Consider the following 19,586-nt stretch of genomic DNA (forward strand, 5'->3'; position numbering starts at 1 on the left):
GCCCTAGCTCCCCCGATAGGTCGAATAGGCGAAGGGGCTGACCAGCAGCGGCACGTGATAGTGTTTGTCTTCGGAAATGGTGAAGCGGATCGGCACCACGTTGAGGAAGGGCGTTTTGATCTCGACGCCCAGCCGCTCGAAATACTGCCCTACATGAAAGCGGATTTCGAACTCGCCCTTGTCGAACTGCTGTTCGTCGAGCAGCGGATTGTCCACGCGCCCGTCGGCATTGGTATAGCTGTCGGTCACGTGATGCGTGTGATCGCCATGCACATAGTGCAATTCGATCCGCATGCCACGCGCCGGCTTGCCGTGCATCGTGTCCAAAACATGCGTGGTGAGGCGTCCACTACCCGCCATGTGCTGCTCCGTCTATTTCCCCAAGGCCAAGATTATCCCATCGCAAGCGATGCGCAATGCTCATTTTTTACCAACTGGTCCATTTTTGTGCATCTTGTCAGGCGCGACGAGACTCGTGACTATCGCGCCATCCAGAGACGAGAGCACCACAATGCGTTATCCCCGCGACATGCATGGCTATGGCCAGACCCCGCCCCACGCCAACTGGCCCGGCGGCGCCCATGTCGCGGTGCAATTCGTGCTCAATTACGAAGAGGGCGGCGAGAACAATATCCTGCACGGCGACGCCGCTTCGGAAGCCTTTCTTGTCGATGTGCTCGGCTCCGTGCCTTGGCCCGGTCAGCGCCACGCCAATGTCGAGAGCATGTATGAATATGGCGCCCGCGCTGGCTTCTGGCGGCTGCATCGCCTGTTCACCCAGGCCAATCTCCCCGTCACCGTCTATGGCGTTGCCACCGCGCTGATGCGCGCCCCGGCCCAGCTTGCGGCCATGCAGGAGGCCGGCTGGGAAATCGCCAGCCATGGCCTCAAATGGGTGCAGCACAAGGACATGCCGGCGGAGGAAGAGCGCCAGCAGATCGCCGAAGCCATCCGCATCCACACCCTGGCCACCGGCGAGCGGCCCAAGGGCTGGTACACCGGCCGCTCCTCGCTGCAGACCGTGGATCTGGTCTCCGAAGCCGGCGGCTTCGCCTATATTTCCGATACCTATGACGACGACTTGCCCTATTGGCGCGTCTACGAGGGCCAGCCGCACCTCATCATCCCCTATTCGCTCTCGACCAATGACATGCGCTTCGTCACCGGCCCGGGCTTCGACAATGGCGAGGAATATTTCCAGTTTTTGAAGGACACATTAGATGTCCTCTATGCCGAGGGTCAGGCGGGCTCGCCCAAGATGATGTCGCTGGGCCTACACTGCCGGCTGGTCGGCCAGCCCGGCCGCTATCAGGGCCTCAAAAAATTCGTCGATTACATCCAGAGCTTCGACAAGGTCTGGATTCCCACCCGACTCGCCATCGCCGAACATTGGGCGGCCGAGCATCCCTATGTCGCGCCCGAGGTCATCCCCTCGCAGATCGGCCGCGACGAATTCATCACCCGCTACGGCTCGATCTTCGAACATTCCCCCTGGATCGCCGCCCGCGCCTGGGACAACGAAATGGGACCGGCAAATGACACCGCCATTGGCCTCCATTTCGCACTACGCACCCAGTTCCGCCTCGCCACGCCCGAACAGCGCATGGGCGTCCTCCGCGCGCACCCCGACCTCGCCGGCAAGCTGGCCGCTGCCAAGCAACTTACCGAATCCTCCACCGCCGAACAGGCCTCCGCCGGCCTCGACCACCTGACGGACGCCGAGCGCCAGCAGTTCAACGAACTCAACGACGCCTATGTGAAGAAATTCGCCTTCCCCTTCATCATCGCCGTCCGCGACAACACCAAAGCGAGCATTCTGGCGGCGTTTGAGCAGCGTCTTGCCAATAGCGCGGAAGAAGAATTCGCCACGGCGTGTGCACAGGTGGAGCGTATTGCGCTACTCAGGTTGAAGGCACTGCTGCCGTAAGGGCGCACCGGCCGTCACCCTCGGGCTTGACCGAGGGCTCTGCACTTAGGGCATTTCAACCGAGCCTAGGCCATCACCCCACCCTCAATCCCTCCCCATTCAGGGGAGGGAAGCCATGCTTCAGCGGCCTCGATCTTTCTTATCCCTCCCCCTTGTGGGGAGGGTGGCCCCGAAGGGGTCGGGTGGGGGTTGGTTTGGCCACCCCCCTATTTGTAAAACCCCAGCCGAAAATTGAACCCGTGCTCGAGGTAAATTTTCATCGCGCACAGCATTCCCGTCCAGCCTTCGCAATTGAAATAGGACGCCTTTTGCCCCGCCACGGTGTCGCGCCAGCCGCTTTCGGCAATGCTGACCAGCGTTCGTCCGTCCTCAAGACCTGAAAACGTCATCGTCACTGTCGTATCGTAACTGCCGCCCTGCTCCGGCGTGCCATCGGCCGCGGCCCAGCGCAGCACAATCTTTTCATCCTTCACCACTTCCACCACGGTCACCGGGAAAGCGCCGGGAAAATCGTGGAAATCCCAGGTCACTGTCGCGCCGGTTTCGAGCCGCCCCTTGGCGCCACCGGTGGTGAAATAGCCGCTCAGCTTTTGCGGGTCGGCCACCGCCTCGAACACTTCATGCACCGGCTTGGCGATCCGCCCCGACACGCGAAACTCCAGCGCCATCTGCTTTTCCTTGGTCACGACGTCACGCATCTCAACTCTCCTCGCTTGACTGACCATACGATATGTTATAAAAATATAACATGTCAACCGAAGATGAAAACGACCTGATTTTCAAGGCTCTCAGCCATCGCACGCGCCGCCACATCTGCGATCTGCTGCGCGTCGAGCCGCTGACCACCGGCATGCTCTGCGATCGCCTGCCCGAGATCGATCGCTGCACCGTCATGCAGCATCTCAAGGTCCTCGAAGAGGCTGGCCTCGTCGTCACTGAAAAGCGCGGCCGCGAGCGCTGGAACCATCTCGATGCCCTCCCCATCCACGCCATTCACGAGCGCTGGATCGGCCCCTACGCGGCCTATGCCACCAACATGTTGAGCCGCCTCAAGAGCCAGGTCGAAACCCCGGCGTGACATCGGGCTTGCCGAAGCAGTCACGCTCGCCGATGATCGGCGCAACCGTGACCACCCCGGAACCACAATGGCCGATACCACCTATGCCTCGCCTGCCGCCGGACTGCCGCCCCAGACGGCGCTGCACACCGGCCGCGCCACCTTCACCGAGGCCTATGCGCTCATTCCCCATGGCGTGATGCGCGACATCGTCACCAGCTATCTGCCGCATTGGAACCAGACCCGCGCCTGGGTCATCGCCCGGCCGCTCTCCGGCTTTTCCGAGACCTTCAGCCAATATATCGTCGAAGTCATGCCCGGTGGCGGCAGTACCCAGCCCGAGCCCAATCCGGAGGCAGAAGGCGTGCTCTTCGCCGTCGCGGGCGAGGCAAGCGTCAGCATCGAGGGCAAAACCCACCTGCTCAAGCCCGGCGGCTATGCCTTCCTGCCGCCCGGCACGGCCTGGTCCCTGACCAACAAGGGCAATGTCCCCGCCCGCTTCCACTGGGTGCGCAAGCGCTATGAAGCCGCCGCCGGCATCGACCTGCCGACCGCCTTCGTCGCCAATGAGCAGGATGAGCCGATCATCTGGATGCCCGGTACCAACAATACCTGGGGCACCACCCGCTTCGTCGATCCGGCTGACGTCCGCCACGACATGCATGTCAATATCGTCACGCTTGAGCCCGGCGCGGTCATTCCTTTCGAGGAAACCCATGTCATGGAACACGGCCTCTATGTGCTCGAGGGCAAGGCCGTCTATCGCCTAAACCGCGACTGGGTCGAGGTGGAAGCTGGCGATTTCATGTGGCTGCGCGCCTTCTGCCCGCAGGCCTGCTACGCCGGTCCCAACCGCTTCCGCTACCTGCTCTACAAGGACGTCAACCGCCACGCGAAGCTGCCGTTCTGATCATGGGCACGATCATCATCGAGGCTCTGACGGCCGACGCCTTCGCCCCCTTTGGCCAGGTCATCGAGCTCACCGGCGCCCATCACTATCCAATCAATGCCGGCATGACCGAGCGCTACCATGACCTCGCCCGCGTCGAGCTCGGAGGCGTGCATGCCCGTCCGCTGATCTCGATCTTCCGCGGCCAGCCCTATGCCCTGCCGCTCAGCCTCAAACTGGTTGAGCGCCACCCGCTCGGCAGTCAGGCCTTCTATCCGCTGTCGCAAAATCCATGGCTGGCCATTGTGGCCGAAGACGATAGCGGCACCCCCACCCGCCTCCGCGCCTTCCGCCCGTTACCCGGCCAGGGCGTCAATATCGCCATGAATACCTGGCACGGCGTACTGACCCCACTCGAAGTCGAAGCCGATTTCATCGTCGTCGATCGCGGCGGTGACGGCAACAACCTTGAAGAACATCATTTCGATGCGGCCTGGACCATCATCGACCGCTAGGGCAGAAAAATACCATGGATAATGCCGACCTGATCTCCCGCCTGCTTGACGTCATCGAGCGCGACATCGCCCCGGTGACCCGCAAGGGCGTCGCCCTTGGCAACAAGCTGTTCGGCGCCGCCATCCTGCGCAAGTCAGACCTCTCGGTCGTCGTCGCCGAGACCAATAACGAGATCGAAAACCCGCTCTGGCATGGCGAAATGCACGCCATCAAGCGCTTCTTCGAAATCCCGGTCGATCGGCGCCCGGACGTCAAGGACTGCATTTTCCTCGCCACGCACGAGCCCTGCTCGCTCTGCCTCTCCGGCATCACCTGGTGTGGCTTCGACAATTTCTATTATCTGTTCAGCCACGCGGACAGTCGCGACAGCTTCGCCATTCCCCACGATATCCAGATCCTGCAGGCCGTCTACGCCACGCCCGATCCCGACCGGGAGCAGGCTCATGCCGATCGCCCGCTCTACAACCGCACCAATCGCTACTGGACCAGCCACAACCTGTCGCAGATGATTGCTGCCCTCGACCGCAGCCACAAGGAAACGCTGTTGGCCCGCTTCGACCACCTCAACGCCCTCTATGGCGACCTCTCCGAGGTCTACCAGAGTGACAAGGGTAACAAGGGCATTCCGCTGGCTTAGGGCTGGCTGATCGCCACCGGCGCAAACTCGCTGCGCGGCACTTCGGCAAAGGAGGCGGCGAAAGTCAGAAAGCTCAGCGCGAGGGCAAACAGCGCTGTGAGAATGAGCTGGGACATTTTGTTCAGTCCGGACATGGGTGACGCTGTCTCTTCTCTAGTCTCGTGGCTTTGAACGGCTGACCAATGCGCCATTCATAATCCGTTCAGAATAGCCGCCGCCGCATGACAGCCATGTGGCGGCGAACCAAACGCGCCGCGGCGCGTTGCTTCACTGACTCCCAATCCCGGAAGGCTCAGTGATGTCCCAGATCAATGCCGTGCACACCGCCGTCCCCCAGCTTGCCATCTTCACCGATTTCGATGGCACCCTGGTCGAACTGGCGGAGACGCCCGATGCCATTGAAGTGGACGGCACCCTGGCCGACCAGTTGCAGCGCGCTATCACTGAGCTGGACAGCGCCTTCGCCGTGCTGACCGGCCGCGAAATTTCCGACATCGACAAGTATTTGGCGCCATTGCACCTGCCGATCGCCGGTGCCCATGGCACCCAGCGCCGCCGCGCCGATGGCTTCGTCGAAACCGTCGATCCCGCCGCCGTCCTCGGCGCCGAACAGATCGCCCAGGCCGTGCAGCCACTGATCATCGCCCACCCAAGCCTGCTGCTCGAAGCAAAGGAAGGCGCCGTCGCCCTGCACTATCGCCAGGCGCCAGAGCTGGAAGATGCGGTTCGCATCGCCATGGAAGAGGCCGTCCACAACGTGCCCGACTTCACCCTGGTGCCCGGCAAGATGGTGCTCGAAGCCCGTCCACGCGCCGCCAGCAAGGGCGAAGCGCTGCGTGCCTTCATGCGCGAAGAACCCTTCCTCGGCCGTACACCTATCTTTATCGGCGATGACACCACCGACGAAGACGCCTTCATTGCCGCCCAGGATCTCGGTGGCGTCGGCATCAAGCTTGGCGATGGCGACACCGCGGCCCGTATGCGCATTCCCAATGTCGCCTCGGTGCACGCCCTGATCCGCGGCCTCGGCGATATCGTCGCTCGCGACCGCGAAGCATTGCCGCATTGAGTTATTCTAGCCTGATCGGACGGGGGCGTTCATGAGCCGGATTATCGTGGTTTCCAACCGCACGCCGGGCAAGGGTCCGGCGGCGGGCGGCCTTGCTGTTGCCTTGCGCAAAACCCTCGCCGAGCGCGAGGGTTTCTGGTTTGGCTGGTCTGGCAAGCTGGTCGAAAGCCCATCCACAGAAGCGCGTTTCGAGGATATCGATGGCCTGACGGTCGCACAGATCGACCTCAACCGCGAGGATCATCACGCCTATTACGCTGGCTTTTCCAATTCGATCCTCTGGCCCAGCTTCCACCTGCGGCTCGACCTCGCCACCATCGAGGCGCATTGGTACGAGGGCTATCGTCGCGTCAACGCCCAGTTTGCCCGCGCGCTGCTTCCCCAGCTCAAGCCCGATGATGTCATCTGGGTGCATGACTATCACCTGATCCCGCTGGCCAGCGAACTGCGCAATCTCGGCGTGCGCAACCGCATCGGCTTTTACCTGCACATCCCCTTCCCCACCACCGACGCGCTCTATGCCATTCCCCATCATGGCGAGCTGATGCGCGACCTGTCGCGTTATGACCTTGTCGGCATGCAGGCCAACCGCGACGTCGCCGCCTTCACTGAATTCGCCGAACACCAGGCGCCCTCGACGCTATCCGGCTCTCCTCTTCAGTCCGTCGATTTTGGCCGCACCGAAGTCGCCGCCTTCCCGATCGGCTCCGACCCGGATGCATTCGCCAAATTGGCCGTCAGCCCCGCCGCCACCAAGATGGTCAAGCGCATGGAGCGCGCCATGGACGACCAGGCGCTGATCCTCGGCGTCGACCGGCTCGACTATTCCAAGGGCCTGCCGCAGCGCGTCGAAGCCTATGAAAAGCTCCTCGCCAACAATTCCCGCTTCCGCCGGCTGGTGCATATGCTGCAGGTCGCTCCGCCCTCGCGCGACACCATCAAGGAGTATCAGGAAACCAGCGATACGCTCGACGCCATGGTCGGCCGCGTCATGGGTCGCTTCGCCGAACCCGACTGGGCGCCGCTGACCTATGTGAAGCGCGCCTATGGCCAGCCCAGCCTCGCGGGACTCTACCGCCTGGCGCGCGTCGGTCTAGTCACCCCATTGCGCGACGGCATGAACCTCGTCGCCCATGAGTATGTCGGGTCGCAGGACCCGGAAGACCCCGGCGTTTTAGTGCTCTCCCGCTTCGCCGGCGCCGCCGAGATTTTCGACGACGCCATCATGGTCAATCCCTTCGACACCGACGAAACGGCCGAAGCCCTGCGCATGGCTCTCGACATGCCGCTTGACGAACGCAAGGCCCGCTGGCGGAGCCTGATGAGTGCCGCGCAAAAGCACAGCGTCGACAATTGGAGCAAAAGCTTCCTCGACCGCCTGGCCCCAACAGCCGCCAACACCGGCTCTGGCCTGCGGGATATCCTCTATCTGGCCTCGGTGGCGTGACGTCCCCTTACCAAACCGTCACCCACCTATCCCCCTTGTAACGCCCATTTTCTCCCGTCGCGCGTTATCAGACTGTCAGCACGCCAGTCCAACAAGGGGACAGTCCATGACCATGAACCGCCGCGACGCCTTCAAGGCTGTTGCAGTCACCGCCTCGGGCGGGTTGCTGATGAGCCAGCGCGCCTTCGCCCAGGAAGCCGGCGTCAGCGCCAGCCAGACCGCCGCCCTGCTCTCGGGCGCCGATGTCTGCGCCATCATTCCCGAGGTCACCGAAGGCCCATACTATTTCGACCCGGCCATGGAGCGCGTCGATATCACCGAGGGTCGCCCCGGCATCCCGACCCGCATCCGCCTGCAGGTGGTAGATGCCGCCTGCGTGCCCATGCCCGGCGCCCGCGTCGATATCTGGCATTGCGACGCCACGGGCGTCTATTCCGGCTATGCCAACCAGGGCGATGACGGCACCACCGACACCACTGGCGAAACCTTCATGCGCGGCACCCAGTTTGCCGACGACAATGGCATTGCCGAATTCGAAACCGTCTATCCGAGCTGGTATCGCGGCCGCACCACCCATGTGCATTTCAAGATCTTCCTCGACGAGACCAATGTGCTCACCGGCCAGATCTTCTTCCCCGATGCCCTCTCGGAATATATCTACCTCAACGTAGCGCCGTATAACGACCGCACCGCCACCCGCGACACGCTGAACTCCAATGACAGCATTGCCGCCCAGTCGACCCGCGCCGCCTTCGCCTTCATCAAGGAGCTGGAAGAAGAATATCTCGTCGCAATGATCATCGGCGTCGATCCTACGGCCAGCTCGGCCGTCGGCTTCTCCATGGGCGCTCCTGGCGGTGACCGCCCCGAACCACCTGCTGGCGGCATGGGCGGCCCACCGCCCGATGGTGCTCCCGGCGGCCCCACCGGCTCGGCCGATCGCACCACCATGACCCCACCGGTGACTGGGCTTTAGTTAGCTCACCCACGGACTCCCCGACGCCGCCAACAGGGTCACCAGCACCCTGTTCATCGGCGTCGGAATGCCGTGCTTTTCGCCCAGCCGCACGATCACCCCATTGCGTGCATCCACTTCCATCCGGTTGCCCGCCAGCCGGTCGGCATGGATGGAACTGGCCCGCGTCTCATCGGACATGGTGCGCATCATGGTCACCGTGCCCTCCACGACGTCCGCTCCGATCACCGCACCCTCAGCCCGCCCCACCGCCGCACATTCCTCAGCCACGCCGCGCACGATGGCTTCCAGTTCCGCGCTCCACACCGCCCCCGTCGCCCGCAGCGTCAGCGCCGGCACGATCGACCCGCAATTGCCGCACAGCTTGATCCAGGCGCGCGAGATGAAATCCGGCGCGACCACCGCCTCGATGTCGGTCTGATCAAACAACTCAACAAATGCCGCGCCATTGTCCCCGCTTGGCGCCCAGATGAAACCCTTGCGCTGCTGCACCATTCGCCCCGGCGCACTGCGCGCTGCCGGCAGGTTGATGATCACCGGCACCAGCTGCTCGGCCGGCACCAGATGCTCGAACAGCCGCACATGCTCGACGCCATTCTGGACCACCGCCACCCGCGTGCCCTGCCCCACCAATTGCTCGAGCCACGGCTTCGTCGCCTCGACATCATAAGTCTTGGTGCAGACCAGCACCCAGTCCACCACCGGCGCCTGCGCCGGATCGGTCAACACCACCGGCTTCGCGGTGATCGTGCCATCCGGCGTCTCGACAATGATGTCGTCCAGCGGCGTTCGCGCACAGACGGTCACCGTTAGCGCCGGATTCTGCGCCAGCCAGGCCGCCAGCGTGCCGCCGATGGCGCCCGGTCCGATCACCGCGATTGTCGTCATAGCAAAGGCTCCAAACAAAAAGGGCGGCCCGAGGGCCGCCCTTTTCTTATCTGATTCCGTAAGGCTTACGCGCGACCGCGCTGGCGATCCGCATTGGAACGACCGCCCGAACGGACGGCGTCCTTCTGAGACTTGCCCCAACGCTGCTTGGCAGCGGCGGGCTTGGCCGTCATCGGCTTGCCGGTTTCCATGTCGCGACGCACGCCACGCACCGGTGCGGCGCCTTCGGCAGCCGGACGGGTACGCGGAGCCGCATCGGGACGCGTGCGCGGCCCATTGTCGGGACGGGCAGCGCGCGGTGCATCGCCGGCCGGACGGCCACGTGGCGTATCCGAAGGCTGGTGATGCGGCTGGCTCTTGGCCGGACGGGCATCGGTCGAGAATTCGGCAAACGGACGACGCTCGGCCGGCGACCGGCGATCGGCATTGTCCTTGCGCGGGTTCTTGGCCGAACGCGGGCCAGGACGGCCACCGCTTGGCTTCTTGTAGGCCGAACGGGGAGCCTCCACGACACCGAACTCATTGCCGGTGTGCAGGTCGCCACTGGTCGGTAGCGTACGGCGGATCAGGCGTTCCACGTCGCGCAGCTTGCCGCGCTCGGTGCCATCGCACAGCGTGATGGCAATGCCCGAGGCGCCGTTACGGCCGGTGCGGCCGATACGGTGAACATAGTTTTCCGGATCGTCGGGCAGCTCGTAGTTCACCACATGGGTGATCCCGGGCACGTCGATGCCGCGCGCCGCGATATCGGTGGCGACGAGAATGCGCACGTCGCCCGAAGCAAAGCCCTTGAGGGCCGCCTGGCGGGCATTCTGGCTCTTGTTGCCATGGATGGCCGCAGCCTTGTGGCCGTCAATCTCGAGGTTCTTGGCAACGCGATCGGCGCCATGCTTGGTGCGCGAAAAGATGATTACGCGTTCCATATTCTCAGTTTCGCTCAGCAGCAGCTCGTTGAGCACGCCGCGCTTGGCCTTGGCACCGGACAGGATCACGCGCTGGTCGATCTTGACCACGGTGGAGCCGGCAACCGAAGCATCGACACGCACCGGATCATTGAGCAGGCTCTTGGCGAGGTCCGCGACTTCAGGCGCCATGGTAGCCGAGAACATCATGGTGTGACGCTTGATGCCGATGGCCTTGGCCACGGCACGCACCGGCGCGATAAAGCCCATGTCGAGCATCCGGTCGGCCTCGTCCAGCACCAGCCAGCGCGTTTCGTTGAGCTTGATCTTGCCGTCGTCCATCAGGTCCTTGAGGCGACCCGGGGTAGCAACGACCACGTCGACGCCGCGCTCAAGGCGCTTGACCTGATGGTAGCGCGACACGCCGCCGAGCAGCAGCACGGTATCGAGCTTCATCTTGGAGCCGGCGAACTTGCGCAGGTTCTCGTCGATCTGCACGGCCAGTTCACGCGTCGGCGCCAGGATCAGCGCGCGCGTGGTCAGCGGCCGCGGACGGCCGGTGAGAGTCAGGATGCCGGCCAGGATCGGCAGGCCAAAGGCGGCAGTCTTGCCCGAACCGGTCTGGGCAATGCCCATCATGTCCTTGCCTTCAAGCAGCTTCGGAATGGCCTGGGACTGGATCTTGGTCGGCTCGGTGAAGCCGGCAGCGGTCAGGCTGTCGGTCAGGATTTCGGGCAGGCCGAGAGAAATAAAATCGTTCAAGTGAACACGTCTTTCTGCGCCAACAGGCGCTTGCAGGCGCGCAGAACAATGCAGCGCGCATGTCGCCAAACGCACGGGCGTCGGCGGGCTAACAGATGCAATCGGGCGATAGGAGAGAGGTATCGCGCGGGTGCTGGCTCGAACCCGGACAGATTGTTTCCGGGCTGACTTCGCCGCTCACCGCAGGGGATAAGAAGTGAAGTCCGTCACAAAATTTGTGGCGCCAGCGGATCCATCGAAGGTCCATGCGCCAGTGACGATGCCGCTGATATGGGCCAGATACGCTGAAAGTGCAAGATTATTCGGGAAAGCGCGGCGCATGGCGGGGTTGCGTGTCGTCCAACCCTCGCATCGGGGCTCCCATCACCCCACCCTCAATCCCTCCCCATTCAGGGGAGGGAAGCCGACGTTCCGCGGACACGATGCCCCTAATCCCTCCCCCTTGTGGGGAGGGTGGCCCCGCAGGGGGGCCGGTGGGGGTGGGTTTAGGCAGGATGGAAAGAACGTGCCCTAAATCCCGCCGTACCAGTCATACCCCGTATCTTCCCAATAGCCGCCCCGACCCTTGCCGAACGTGCTGAGGTCATCCACCAGCTCGATCGTGTGCAGGTATTTCGGCTGCTTGTAGCCCAGCGCCCGCTCGATCCGCAGCCGCACCGGCGCGCCATTGGCCACCGGCAGCACCTGGTCGTTCAGCCCATAGCTCAGGATCGTCTGCGGGTGGTAGGCGTCGATCAGGTCAGAGCTCGTATAGTACAAGATGTCGCCCGACAGCGTCCGCTGGATATTGTCGAAGCAATGATAGACCGCATAGCGCGCCGTCGGCTTCACCCCGGCCATATCCAGCAGCGGCCCAAGCTGCGTCCCGGTCCACTTGGCGATGCAGCTCCAGCCTTCGACGCAGTCATGCCGCGTGATCTGGCTCCGCGCCGGCATATTGCGCAGCTGGTCGAGCGAAAAGCTCACCTCGCGCTCCACCATGCCCTTGATGGTCAGCCTGTAGCTGGCAAAATTCTGCATCTTGAGGAAAGTGTATTCCGGCGTCGTCGGATCGACCGAGCCATTCGGCCGCTGCCCCTGCCGGATTTCGCTGGCCGCATATTCCCGCGCCAAGGTTTGATCGCCGATCAGCGCCCGCTGCACCTTATAGGTCAGCACATTGGCGCGCTCCATGATCTGCCGGCCCGGCCCCGCCTTGTCGGCCAGGAAATCGAACTGGTTGCACCCAGCCAGAATCAACCCCGAACCAGCCACCGCCGATGAGCGCAGGAAATTGCGCCGCGTGATCAACCCGCTCATGGCTTGTCCTTTTCGGTAACCTGCGTGCCGGGGCTGGCGCGATACCAGCCGGTGATCATCGAGCGCAGCTCGTTGATCGGCCCCGCCGCAAACACCATGACGATGTGGATGACAAAAAAGGCCACAAGCAACAGCATGACGATGAAATGGATCGTCCGCGCCGTCTGCCGACCACCGAACAGGTCGAGCATCCAGGGCGCGATGGAATTCATCCCCGGGCTCATCGTCAGACCAGTCGCCACAATCAGTGGGAACAGCACGAAGAACACACCGAAATAGGCCAGCTTCTGCAGCGGCCCATAGGTCCGTCCATGCTTGAAGCGCAGCGTCGCGTGATCGGCAATGTCCTTCGGCACCCCGGCAATATCGGCCGGCCTTGGCACGATATCGCGCCTTATATGTCCATTGATGAAGCTGGCGACGAACCAGATGAAGATCGTCGCGACGAAGATCCAGCCAAAGAAGAAATGAACCACGCGCCCGGTGCCCAGGTCACGATAGGAGGGAATGGTCACTTCGCCCGGAAAAGCCGTATAGACCGGCCGCTCCGGATTGCCGCTCATCCCCAGCCCCAAGGCGGTGGAGTCAAACGTCTGCCCAAACACCGTGGTCTGTCCGCGAGGCCCGGCGTCGGTATTCACCGCGCCGATCTTGAAGATGGAGTTCTCGAACTCAAAGCCCGACTGCTGGCCGATATAAAGCGCGGGGTGAGCGTTGAAGATCTGCAGCCCCGTTAGCAGCAGAAAAAACAGGCAGATTGCCCAGATCCAGTGCGTCACTCGCGTCCAGATCGACTGGCGATAGATCAGTGGCCCCTTGTGGCCCGGTCCGTCGGCTTGGCTCATCGCATCCCCCTTGTACGAGCAGTAACGGACCCGGCCCGAACTTTGGTTTCATAGCATGTATTCGTTGAGGACCCTGATACGTTACGCTCTCACGCCGAGGTGATCATTGGGTGTAACCTCACACCGCTCCACAACGAATGGATGGGCAATGCAGGCTGACCCGACCGAGACGCGATTGCGAACCCTGATGCTCGCCGCACTCGACGGCGATGCCGCCGCCTATCGCACTTTGCTCGCCGAACTGGGCAAGCACTTGCGTCCCTATTTCACCCGGCGGCTCACCCCCGCCTTTGCGTCGCACGCGGAGGATCTCGTGCAGGAGACCCTTCTGGCCATTCACACCCGCCGCATGACCTATGACCGCAACCGGCCTTTCACCGCCTGGCTGCATGCCATTGCCCACCACAAATTCGTCGATCACGTCCGCCGCCAGTCGATCCGCCTGACCGTGCCGCTGGAAGACGACGCGCCCATCCTTGCCCATGACGACAATGCTGACGCGCTGGCCCGCCGCGACCTCACCACCGTGCTCGACACCATCCCTCCCCGCACCTCCGACCTGATCCGCCGCACCCGCATCGAGGGCGCTTCCGTCGCCGAAGCCGCTGCGGCCCACGGCATTACGGAAACCGCCGCCAAGGTCTCGATCCACCGCGGTCTCAAATCCCTCGCGGCCCGCTTTTCGGGAGGGTCCAAGCCATGACCGACGACCTGATCGCCCGCCTCGCTGCCGATCTCAAACCCGTCCGCCCCATGGCCATGCACCGCCTGCTGATTGGCGCCCTCCTAGCCAGCGGCGTGGTTGCCGTGCTCGCCATGCTGATGCTGCTCGGCATGCGCCCCGACATGGATGCCGCCCGGGTCACCATGATCTACTGGACCAAGTTCAGCTACACGCTGGCGCTGGCCCTGCTCGGCCTCGCCGCCACAACGGTCCTCGCCCGCCCCGGCGGCCGCAGCCGCTGGCCCTGGCTCACCGGCATCGCCCTCCTCGCGCTGCTCCTCGTCCTCGCCATCATCCAGCTCGCTCGCAGCGACGACATGATGCCCATGATCATGGGCTCCTCCATCATCCGCAGCCTGACCTATATCCCGATCTTCTCGCTGCCAGTCCTGCTCGCCGCCATGCTCGCCCTCCGCCGCATGGCCCCCACTCGCCCAGCCTTGGCCGGCTTTGCCGCCGGCATCACCGCCGGCAGCACCGGCGCCTGGATCTACGCCTTCGCCTGCACCGAGACGGGCATGATGTTCGTAGCGCTATGGTACACGCTGGCGATTGTGGTGGTGGGGGCGATAGGCGCGGTGCTGGGGCGGTTCCTGCTACGCTGGTAGTGGACTATTCTTCTCTTGCCGCCCAGTTCATCCCGCGCCGCAAAATCGTAGCCATCTCCAGCACATCGAACTCCTTGGCCTGATGCCCAAGCGTCGAGTGGAACACCCGGCCCTTGCCGTGCTGGCGCTTCCACGCCACCGGCATTTTCACGCCATTGATCCACGGCGCATGCTCGCCGGTAAACGTCGTCGTCGCCAGCACGTGGTTCGACGGATCGACATGCATGTAATATTGCTCGGACGTATAGGGAAACGCCTTGATCCCGGCCATCACCGGGTCGAGCGGATCGGCCACATCCACCGTATAGTCGATAATATTGCCCGGATGGGCCACCCACTGCCCGCCCACCATGAACTGATAGTCCACGGAATCGCGAAACGCGTCGCTCATCCCGCCATGATGGCCGGCCAGGCCCACGCCGCCCTCGACCGCCTTGACCAGGTTCTCCACCTCGGTCTTTTCGATCTTGCTCATGGTGAAGATCGGAATGATCAGGCTAAGATCGTGGATCGAAGGATCGGCGAAAGCGCTGGTCTCGGTCGCCATGCGCACCGAAAACCCATCCTCATGCAGCCATCGGCGATAGATGGCGGCACATTCTTCGGGTTCATGCCCCGACCAGCCGCCATAAACGATCAAAGCGCTCTTCATGCTGCAATTCCCCGCAAATCAAACGGGGCGGAGAATACCTGACTGGCCTGCTATTGAAACCCCGGCCTTACGCCGGAATGGCAAGCTCCAGTCGCGCCCGGGCAAAGGCCCAGCCGCGCAGCACCATGAAATTGACGCCCGAGGTCAGCCCGATCACCAGCACCGATGACAGGTGCGTCGGGAAGGCGAACACGCCATGGATCACATAGGAAAAGAGCGCCGTCAGCAGCACCGCCATGCCCTGCACCGCCATGTAGCGCGGCAATGCTTGCCGGTGTGACGCGTCCGACTGAAACGAAAACCGCCGGTGCAGCAGATAGACCGGCACGATCAGCACCGCATAGCAGGCGGAATTGACCAGCCATTCAGCAGCACCGCTATTGAGCCAAATCATCACCGTCGAGAGCAACACAAAGGCAACCGCACCCGCCCCGCCCACGGCCAGAAACGCGATCAGCCCGGCCAGCAGCGGCGCATCGCGCTGCCCCTCGGGCGCATCTCGCATCAGGCTTTCCAGGGCGGCGCTCATCGTCGCAGCAGTCCTCATTCATCGGATCACGATCTGCGCCCCGCAGCAGGGCCTTTTGCGCCATGCCGTCCACGCGGTGAAGACCCAATCCTGCATGGCGACCATGAAGGAAGCATGATCAGGCGTCAGCCCATTCAAAAGCATGGCTTTTCTCTGTCACAAAAGGCTGGTTAACTCCCTCCATCGCCGTGGCCAGCCACTGCCACGGAGTGGTCTTCCGTCAGAAACCAAAGGATACAGGGAATGAAACACCTTCTTCTCGGCGCTACAGCGCTCACCCTCTGCGCCGGATTTTCCAGCGCGGCGCATGCGGATTTCACGCTCAACATCCTGCACATCAACGATTTCCACTCCCGCTTCGACCCGATCACCGACAGCGATTCCAACTGCGATGCCGAGACCGATGCGGCCGGCGAATGCTTCGGCGGCATTGCCCGCCTCAAGACCATCATCGACGACACCCGCGCCAAATATGCCGACGGCAACTCCTTGCTGCTCTCGGCCGGCGACAATTTCCAGGGCTCGCTTTATTACACGACTTACAAGTCCAAGGTCGTCTCCGACTTCTTCAACCAAATGGGTTTTGACGTCGTCGCCACCGGCAACCACGAATTCGACGACGGTCCGGAAGAATTCCTCAAATTCATCGATGCCGCCGAATTCCCCATCATCGGCGGCAATTTCGACGTTTCCCGTGATCCCGGCCTCGCCGGCAAGATCAAGGGTTCCTATGTCATCGAAGTTGGCGGCGAAAAGATCGGCATCATCGGCGCCACCACCGAAGACACGCCCGACATCGCCTCGCCCGGCCCCAATGTCGAATTCACCGACGTGATACAGTATGTCCGCGGCGCCTCCGAGGCGCTCGATGCCGCCGGCGTCAACAAGATCATCCTGCTCAGCCACATCGGCTACACCATTGACCAGGAAGTTGCCGGAGCCCTGCCGCTGGTTGACGTCATCGTCGGCGGCCACAGCCACACGCTGCTCTCCAACACCGCCGAAGGCGCTGCCGGCCCCTACCCGACCATGGTCAAGAACCCCGACGGCGTGGAAGTGCCGGTGGTCCAGGCCAACCAGTACGGCAAATATCTCGGCGACATCGCCATCACCTGGGACGACAATGGCGTCGTCACCAAGGCCGAAGGCGAACCCTTCCTGATCGACGCCTCGGTCACCGCCAATGACGACTTCAAGACCCAGCTGGCCGAACTTGCTGGCCCGATCCTTGAAACCACCAGCCAGGTCATCGGCACCACCACCGCTCCGCTCGAAGGCTCGCGTGAGATCTGCCGTGCGGCCGAATGCACGATGGGCAACCTGCTTGCTGACGCCATCCTCGACCGCGTTGCCGACCAGGGGGCCACCATCGCCTTCCAGAATGGCGGCGGCATCCGCTCCTCGATCGACGCCGGTGAAATCACCGTCGGCGACGTGCTGACCGTGCTGCCCTTCTCCAACACCCTCGCCACCGTCCAGGTCAGCGGTGCCGATGTCATCGAAGCGCTTGAGAACGGCGTCAGCGATGTCGAAAACGGCGCCGGCCGCTTCTCGCAGGTCGCCGGTCTGAAATACTCGTTTGACCTCAAGCAGCCTGCCGGCAGCCGCGTCAGCGACGTGCTGGTCAAGGGCGAGGGCGACACCTGGGTGCCGATCGACGAAGCCGCCACCTATACCGTCGTCACCAACAACTATGTCCGCGGCGGCGGCGACGGCTTCGGCACCTTCGCCGAAGGCGACAATCCCTACGACTTCGGCCCACCGCTGGAGCAGGTCGTCGCCGAATACATCGCCAAGCTGGGCGGCGAATACACGCCTTACACCGACGGCCGCATCACCGAGATCAAATAGTCGGTCCTCGGCTCGAAAAACGAAGGGCGCCCACTGGGCGCCCTTTTTGTTTCTAGTCATGAAAATTGGATTTGTGACCAAACATCACCCCACCCGACCCCTCCGGGGCCACCCTCCCCATTCAGGGGAGGGATAGGAGAGCTCAGCGGACTCGATGGCTCTCATCCCTCCCCCCTTGTGGGGAGGGTGGCCCCCGAAGGGGGTGGAGTGGGGGTGGGTTGCGCACCGATAACTGAGAGAGAATTAAGCCCGGCGCCGCGCCAGCTGGTTCCAGATCAACAGAATGATCACCGCGCCGATAATCCCGCTGATAAAGCCGACACCCTCGCTCTGCGCGCCGCCGAAAATCTGCTGGCCCAGCCAGGTCGCCAGCACCGAGCCGACAATGCCCAGTACGGTGGTCAGAATGAACCCGCTCGGCTTGTTGTCGCCGGGAGTGATCCACTTGGCGATGAGGCCGGCGAGAAAGCCAATGATGATAGCCCAGATAATACCCATGTTTGACGCTCCATGTTGCATCCGGATAAGTCGGAACCCGTTGTTCGGGTTCCACAATCGCGGCGCCGCTAAACCGGGTCGTCCTTCATCGCCGCCAGAAATTCTGGCGATGCCACCTTCGTCGCCATCGCCCGCAGTTCGGCTCCCGTCCCCTCGCCCAGCACGCTGTCCAGTCGCAGGTTCATCGCCTGCCACAGCACATACATCTGCCGCGTCTGCTTCATGCCCTGCTCGGTGAGCACCGCCCGCTTGGTCCGCCCGTCCTTGGCGTCGGCATGCACTTCCACAACACCGTCGCGCACCAGCGGTCGCAGGGCGTGGGTCAGTGCCGAAATCTGGATCGACAGCCGCTTGGCCAGCGCCTGCAGCGACGGGCCGGTGCCACCCGGCGCGCCGCCCAGCTCATCGAGCCGCGTCACCAGCATGGCCTGCGACGAGGTCAGCCCGGATGGCGCGATCGCATCGTCATAGACCTGCGTCAGCTGCCGCGACGCATGGCGCAGCGCCGTATGCGTGCAATTCAACGGACTATATGGCTCGACATTGTCGACATCGGGCGGAACTTGCCTGGTCATGCTTGATCTCCTGCCCAAAAAATAGTTGAGTACATCACCATTGACAAGGGCAAGGTCCTCCACCAATTAGTTGAGCACTCAACTAAAGGAGCAAATCATGTCCTCATCCAAGACCGCCCTCATCACCGGCGCATCCTCCGGCATCGGCGCCGTCTATGCCCGCCGCCTCGCCGCCCGCGGCTACAATCTCGTCCTCGTCGCCCGCCGCACCGATCGCCTGGCGACCTTGGCCACCGAACTGGCAGCCACTGGCAACATCACGATCGAGACCGTCACCGCCGACCTGACCGCCGATGCCGATATCATCCGCATTGAACAGCTGCTGCGCGACGAGAGCATCGACATGCTGATCAACAATGCCGGCATGGGCCCAGCTGCCAGCACTGCCGACATGTCCGATGCCGACGCCGCTGCCACCCTCGCGCTCAATGTCACCGCGCTGATGCGCCTAACCCGCGCCGCTCTGCCCGGCATGCGCGCCCGCAAGTCCGGCACCGTGGTCAATGTCGGCTCGGTCCTCGCCTTCCACGCCCTGCCCCAGAGCACGCTCTACAGCGCCACCAAGGCTTTCGTCCTAACCTTCAGCCGCGGCATTGCCGACGAGGTCAAGGACGATGGTGTATTGGTCCAGGCCGTGCTGCCGGCCGGCACCGTCACCGAATTCTACGAAAGCGCCGGCATGTCGATCGACAATTTCGATCCGTCCATCTTCATGACCGCCGAACAGCTGGTCGATGCGGGTCTTGCCGGAATGGATCGTGGCGAACAGGTCACCCTACCCTCCGTCCACGACGAAAATCTCTGGACCAGCTACGACGCCGCCCGCGCCCAGCTGATGGGCGGCACCCAGAACGGCTCGCCGGCTGCGCGTTACTTCGAACCGGCCGCAGGCAAAATCACGCCAGTGGCGTGATTTTAGGTGAGAAGGCCATGAG

General features: G+C 63.0%; 22 protein-coding genes. 12 read left to right on the top strand and 10 right to left on the bottom strand.

Features of this window, described 5'->3' with window-relative positions; all coding sequences use genetic code 11:
• Nucleotides 1–3 precede the first annotated feature (3 nt).
• Nucleotides 4–360 (bottom strand): hydroxyisourate hydrolase, encoded by a 357-nt coding sequence (gene uraH / locus BM045_RS08935; RefSeq protein ID WP_092182341.1) that lies wholly within the window; start codon nt 358–360, stop codon nt 4–6.
• Between the two features lie 151 nt (nt 361–511).
• On the opposite strand from uraH, the gene puuE reads away from it, so the two are divergent.
• Nucleotides 512–1,927, top strand: coding sequence for an allantoinase PuuE (puuE, locus tag BM045_RS08940; RefSeq protein WP_092182343.1), 1,416 nt, complete (start codon nt 512–514; stop codon nt 1,925–1,927).
• 206 nt (nt 1,928–2,133) lie between these two features.
• Here puuE and BM045_RS08945 read toward each other — a convergent pair whose 3' ends face one another.
• The gene (locus BM045_RS08945) at nt 2,134–2,595 is read right to left on the bottom strand and encodes an SRPBCC family protein (protein WP_092183171.1); all 462 of its coding nucleotides are present in this window, start codon (nt 2,593–2,595) and stop codon (nt 2,134–2,136) included.
• Between the two features lie 80 nt (nt 2,596–2,675).
• Here BM045_RS08945 and BM045_RS08950 point away from each other — a divergent pair, with 80 nt between their 5' ends.
• The 7 genes from BM045_RS08950 to BM045_RS08980 all read left to right on the top strand — a co-directional run bounded on the left by BM045_RS08950 (nt 2,676) and on the right by BM045_RS08980 (nt 8,518).
• Nucleotides 2,676–3,005 carry an ArsR/SmtB family transcription factor gene (locus BM045_RS08950; RefSeq protein ID WP_092182344.1) on the top strand — a complete coding sequence of 110 codons (330 nt, stop codon included), beginning with the start codon at nt 2,676–2,678 and terminating at the stop codon, nt 3,003–3,005.
• Between the two features lie 67 nt (nt 3,006–3,072).
• Complete coding sequence (locus tag BM045_RS08955; protein WP_092182346.1) at nt 3,073–3,894, top strand: bifunctional allantoicase/(S)-ureidoglycine aminohydrolase; 822 nt, start codon at nt 3,073–3,075, stop codon at nt 3,892–3,894.
• A gap of 2 nt (nt 3,895–3,896) precedes the next feature.
• Nucleotides 3,897–4,388: an ureidoglycolate lyase gene (locus BM045_RS08960; protein WP_092182348.1), complete on the top strand. Its 492-nt coding sequence runs from the start codon at nt 3,897–3,899 to the stop codon at nt 4,386–4,388.
• 14 nt (nt 4,389–4,402) lie between these two features.
• Nucleotides 4,403–5,026: a nucleoside deaminase gene (locus BM045_RS08965; RefSeq protein WP_092182350.1), complete on the top strand. Its 624-nt coding sequence runs from the start codon at nt 4,403–4,405 to the stop codon at nt 5,024–5,026.
• Nucleotides 5,027–5,324: 298 nt separating this feature from the next.
• Nucleotides 5,325–6,095 carry a trehalose-phosphatase gene (otsB, locus tag BM045_RS08970; RefSeq protein WP_092182352.1) on the top strand — a complete coding sequence of 257 codons (771 nt, stop codon included), beginning with the start codon at nt 5,325–5,327 and terminating at the stop codon, nt 6,093–6,095.
• Nucleotides 6,096–6,126: 31 nt separating this feature from the next.
• Nucleotides 6,127–7,542 (top strand): alpha,alpha-trehalose-phosphate synthase (UDP-forming), encoded by a 1,416-nt coding sequence (locus tag BM045_RS08975; RefSeq protein WP_092182353.1) that lies wholly within the window; start codon nt 6,127–6,129, stop codon nt 7,540–7,542.
• A gap of 106 nt (nt 7,543–7,648) precedes the next feature.
• Nucleotides 7,649–8,518 (top strand): intradiol ring-cleavage dioxygenase, encoded by an 870-nt coding sequence (locus BM045_RS08980; RefSeq protein WP_092182355.1) that lies wholly within the window; start codon nt 7,649–7,651, stop codon nt 8,516–8,518.
• Here the strand turns inward: BM045_RS08980 and BM045_RS08985 are convergent, their stop codons facing one another.
• From BM045_RS08985 to BM045_RS09000, 4 genes are all read right to left on the bottom strand, one after another.
• Nucleotides 8,519–9,406 carry a 2-dehydropantoate 2-reductase gene (locus tag BM045_RS08985; protein ID WP_092182356.1) on the bottom strand — a complete coding sequence of 296 codons (888 nt, stop codon included), beginning with the start codon at nt 9,404–9,406 and terminating at the stop codon, nt 8,519–8,521.
• A 65-nt stretch (nt 9,407–9,471) separates the two neighbouring features.
• The gene (locus BM045_RS08990; RefSeq protein ID WP_244522933.1) at nt 9,472–11,070 is read right to left on the bottom strand and encodes a DEAD/DEAH box helicase; all 1,599 of its coding nucleotides are present in this window, start codon (nt 11,068–11,070) and stop codon (nt 9,472–9,474) included.
• 510 nt (nt 11,071–11,580) lie between these two features.
• On the bottom strand, nt 11,581–12,369 hold the full coding sequence (locus BM045_RS08995) for a molybdopterin-dependent oxidoreductase (protein WP_092182358.1): 789 nt from the start codon (nt 12,367–12,369) through the stop codon (nt 11,581–11,583).
• Nucleotides 12,366–13,214, bottom strand: a complete 849-nt coding sequence (locus tag BM045_RS09000; RefSeq protein ID WP_092182360.1) for a cytochrome b/b6 domain-containing protein — start codon at nt 13,212–13,214, stop codon at nt 12,366–12,368. Before BM045_RS09000 ends, BM045_RS08995 begins: the two co-directional genes overlap by 4 nt.
• A 175-nt stretch (nt 13,215–13,389) precedes the next feature.
• On the opposite strand from BM045_RS09000, the gene BM045_RS09005 reads away from it, so the two are divergent.
• A complete protein-coding gene (locus BM045_RS09005) occupies nt 13,390–13,917 on the top strand; it encodes a sigma-70 family RNA polymerase sigma factor (protein ID WP_170848472.1) in 528 nt (175 codons plus the stop codon).
• Nucleotides 13,914–14,546, top strand: coding sequence for a DUF1109 domain-containing protein (locus BM045_RS09010; RefSeq protein WP_092182364.1), 633 nt, complete (start codon nt 13,914–13,916; stop codon nt 14,544–14,546). The genes BM045_RS09005 and BM045_RS09010 overlap by 4 nt, the downstream gene beginning before the upstream one ends.
• Before the next feature lie 4 nt (nt 14,547–14,550).
• Here the strand turns inward: BM045_RS09010 and BM045_RS09015 are convergent, their stop codons facing one another.
• Together BM045_RS09015 and BM045_RS09020 are read right to left on the bottom strand one after the other, a co-directional pair.
• Entirely contained in the window at nt 14,551–15,198 is a 648-nt protein-coding gene (locus tag BM045_RS09015) for a ThuA domain-containing protein (RefSeq protein WP_092182366.1), read from the bottom strand.
• A 67-nt stretch (nt 15,199–15,265) separates the two neighbouring features.
• Nucleotides 15,266–15,727 (bottom strand): GtrA family protein, encoded by a 462-nt coding sequence (locus BM045_RS09020; RefSeq protein ID WP_170848447.1) that lies wholly within the window; start codon nt 15,725–15,727, stop codon nt 15,266–15,268.
• A 243-nt stretch (nt 15,728–15,970) separates the two neighbouring features.
• Between BM045_RS09020 and BM045_RS09025 the strand changes: the two genes are divergently transcribed.
• The gene (locus tag BM045_RS09025; RefSeq protein ID WP_092182368.1) at nt 15,971–17,578 is read left to right on the top strand and encodes a bifunctional metallophosphatase/5'-nucleotidase; all 1,608 of its coding nucleotides are present in this window, start codon (nt 15,971–15,973) and stop codon (nt 17,576–17,578) included.
• A gap of 243 nt (nt 17,579–17,821) precedes the next feature.
• Here BM045_RS09025 and BM045_RS09030 read toward each other — a convergent pair whose 3' ends face one another.
• Together BM045_RS09030 and BM045_RS09035 are read right to left on the bottom strand one after the other, a co-directional pair.
• Entirely contained in the window at nt 17,822–18,076 is a 255-nt protein-coding gene (locus BM045_RS09030; RefSeq protein ID WP_092182370.1) for a GlsB/YeaQ/YmgE family stress response membrane protein, read from the bottom strand.
• Between the two features lie 68 nt (nt 18,077–18,144).
• Nucleotides 18,145–18,651 (bottom strand): MarR family winged helix-turn-helix transcriptional regulator, encoded by a 507-nt coding sequence (locus tag BM045_RS09035; RefSeq protein ID WP_092182372.1) that lies wholly within the window; start codon nt 18,649–18,651, stop codon nt 18,145–18,147.
• Nucleotides 18,652–18,748: 97 nt separating this feature from the next.
• Between BM045_RS09035 and BM045_RS09040 the strand changes: the two genes are divergently transcribed.
• On the top strand, nt 18,749–19,564 hold the full coding sequence (locus BM045_RS09040; RefSeq protein WP_092182374.1) for an SDR family NAD(P)-dependent oxidoreductase: 816 nt from the start codon (nt 18,749–18,751) through the stop codon (nt 19,562–19,564).
• Nucleotides 19,565–19,586: the final 22 nt, after the last annotated feature.

The organism is Devosia sp. YR412, from assembly GCF_900110945.1.
GTDB lineage: Bacteria > Pseudomonadota > Alphaproteobacteria > Rhizobiales > Devosiaceae > Devosia.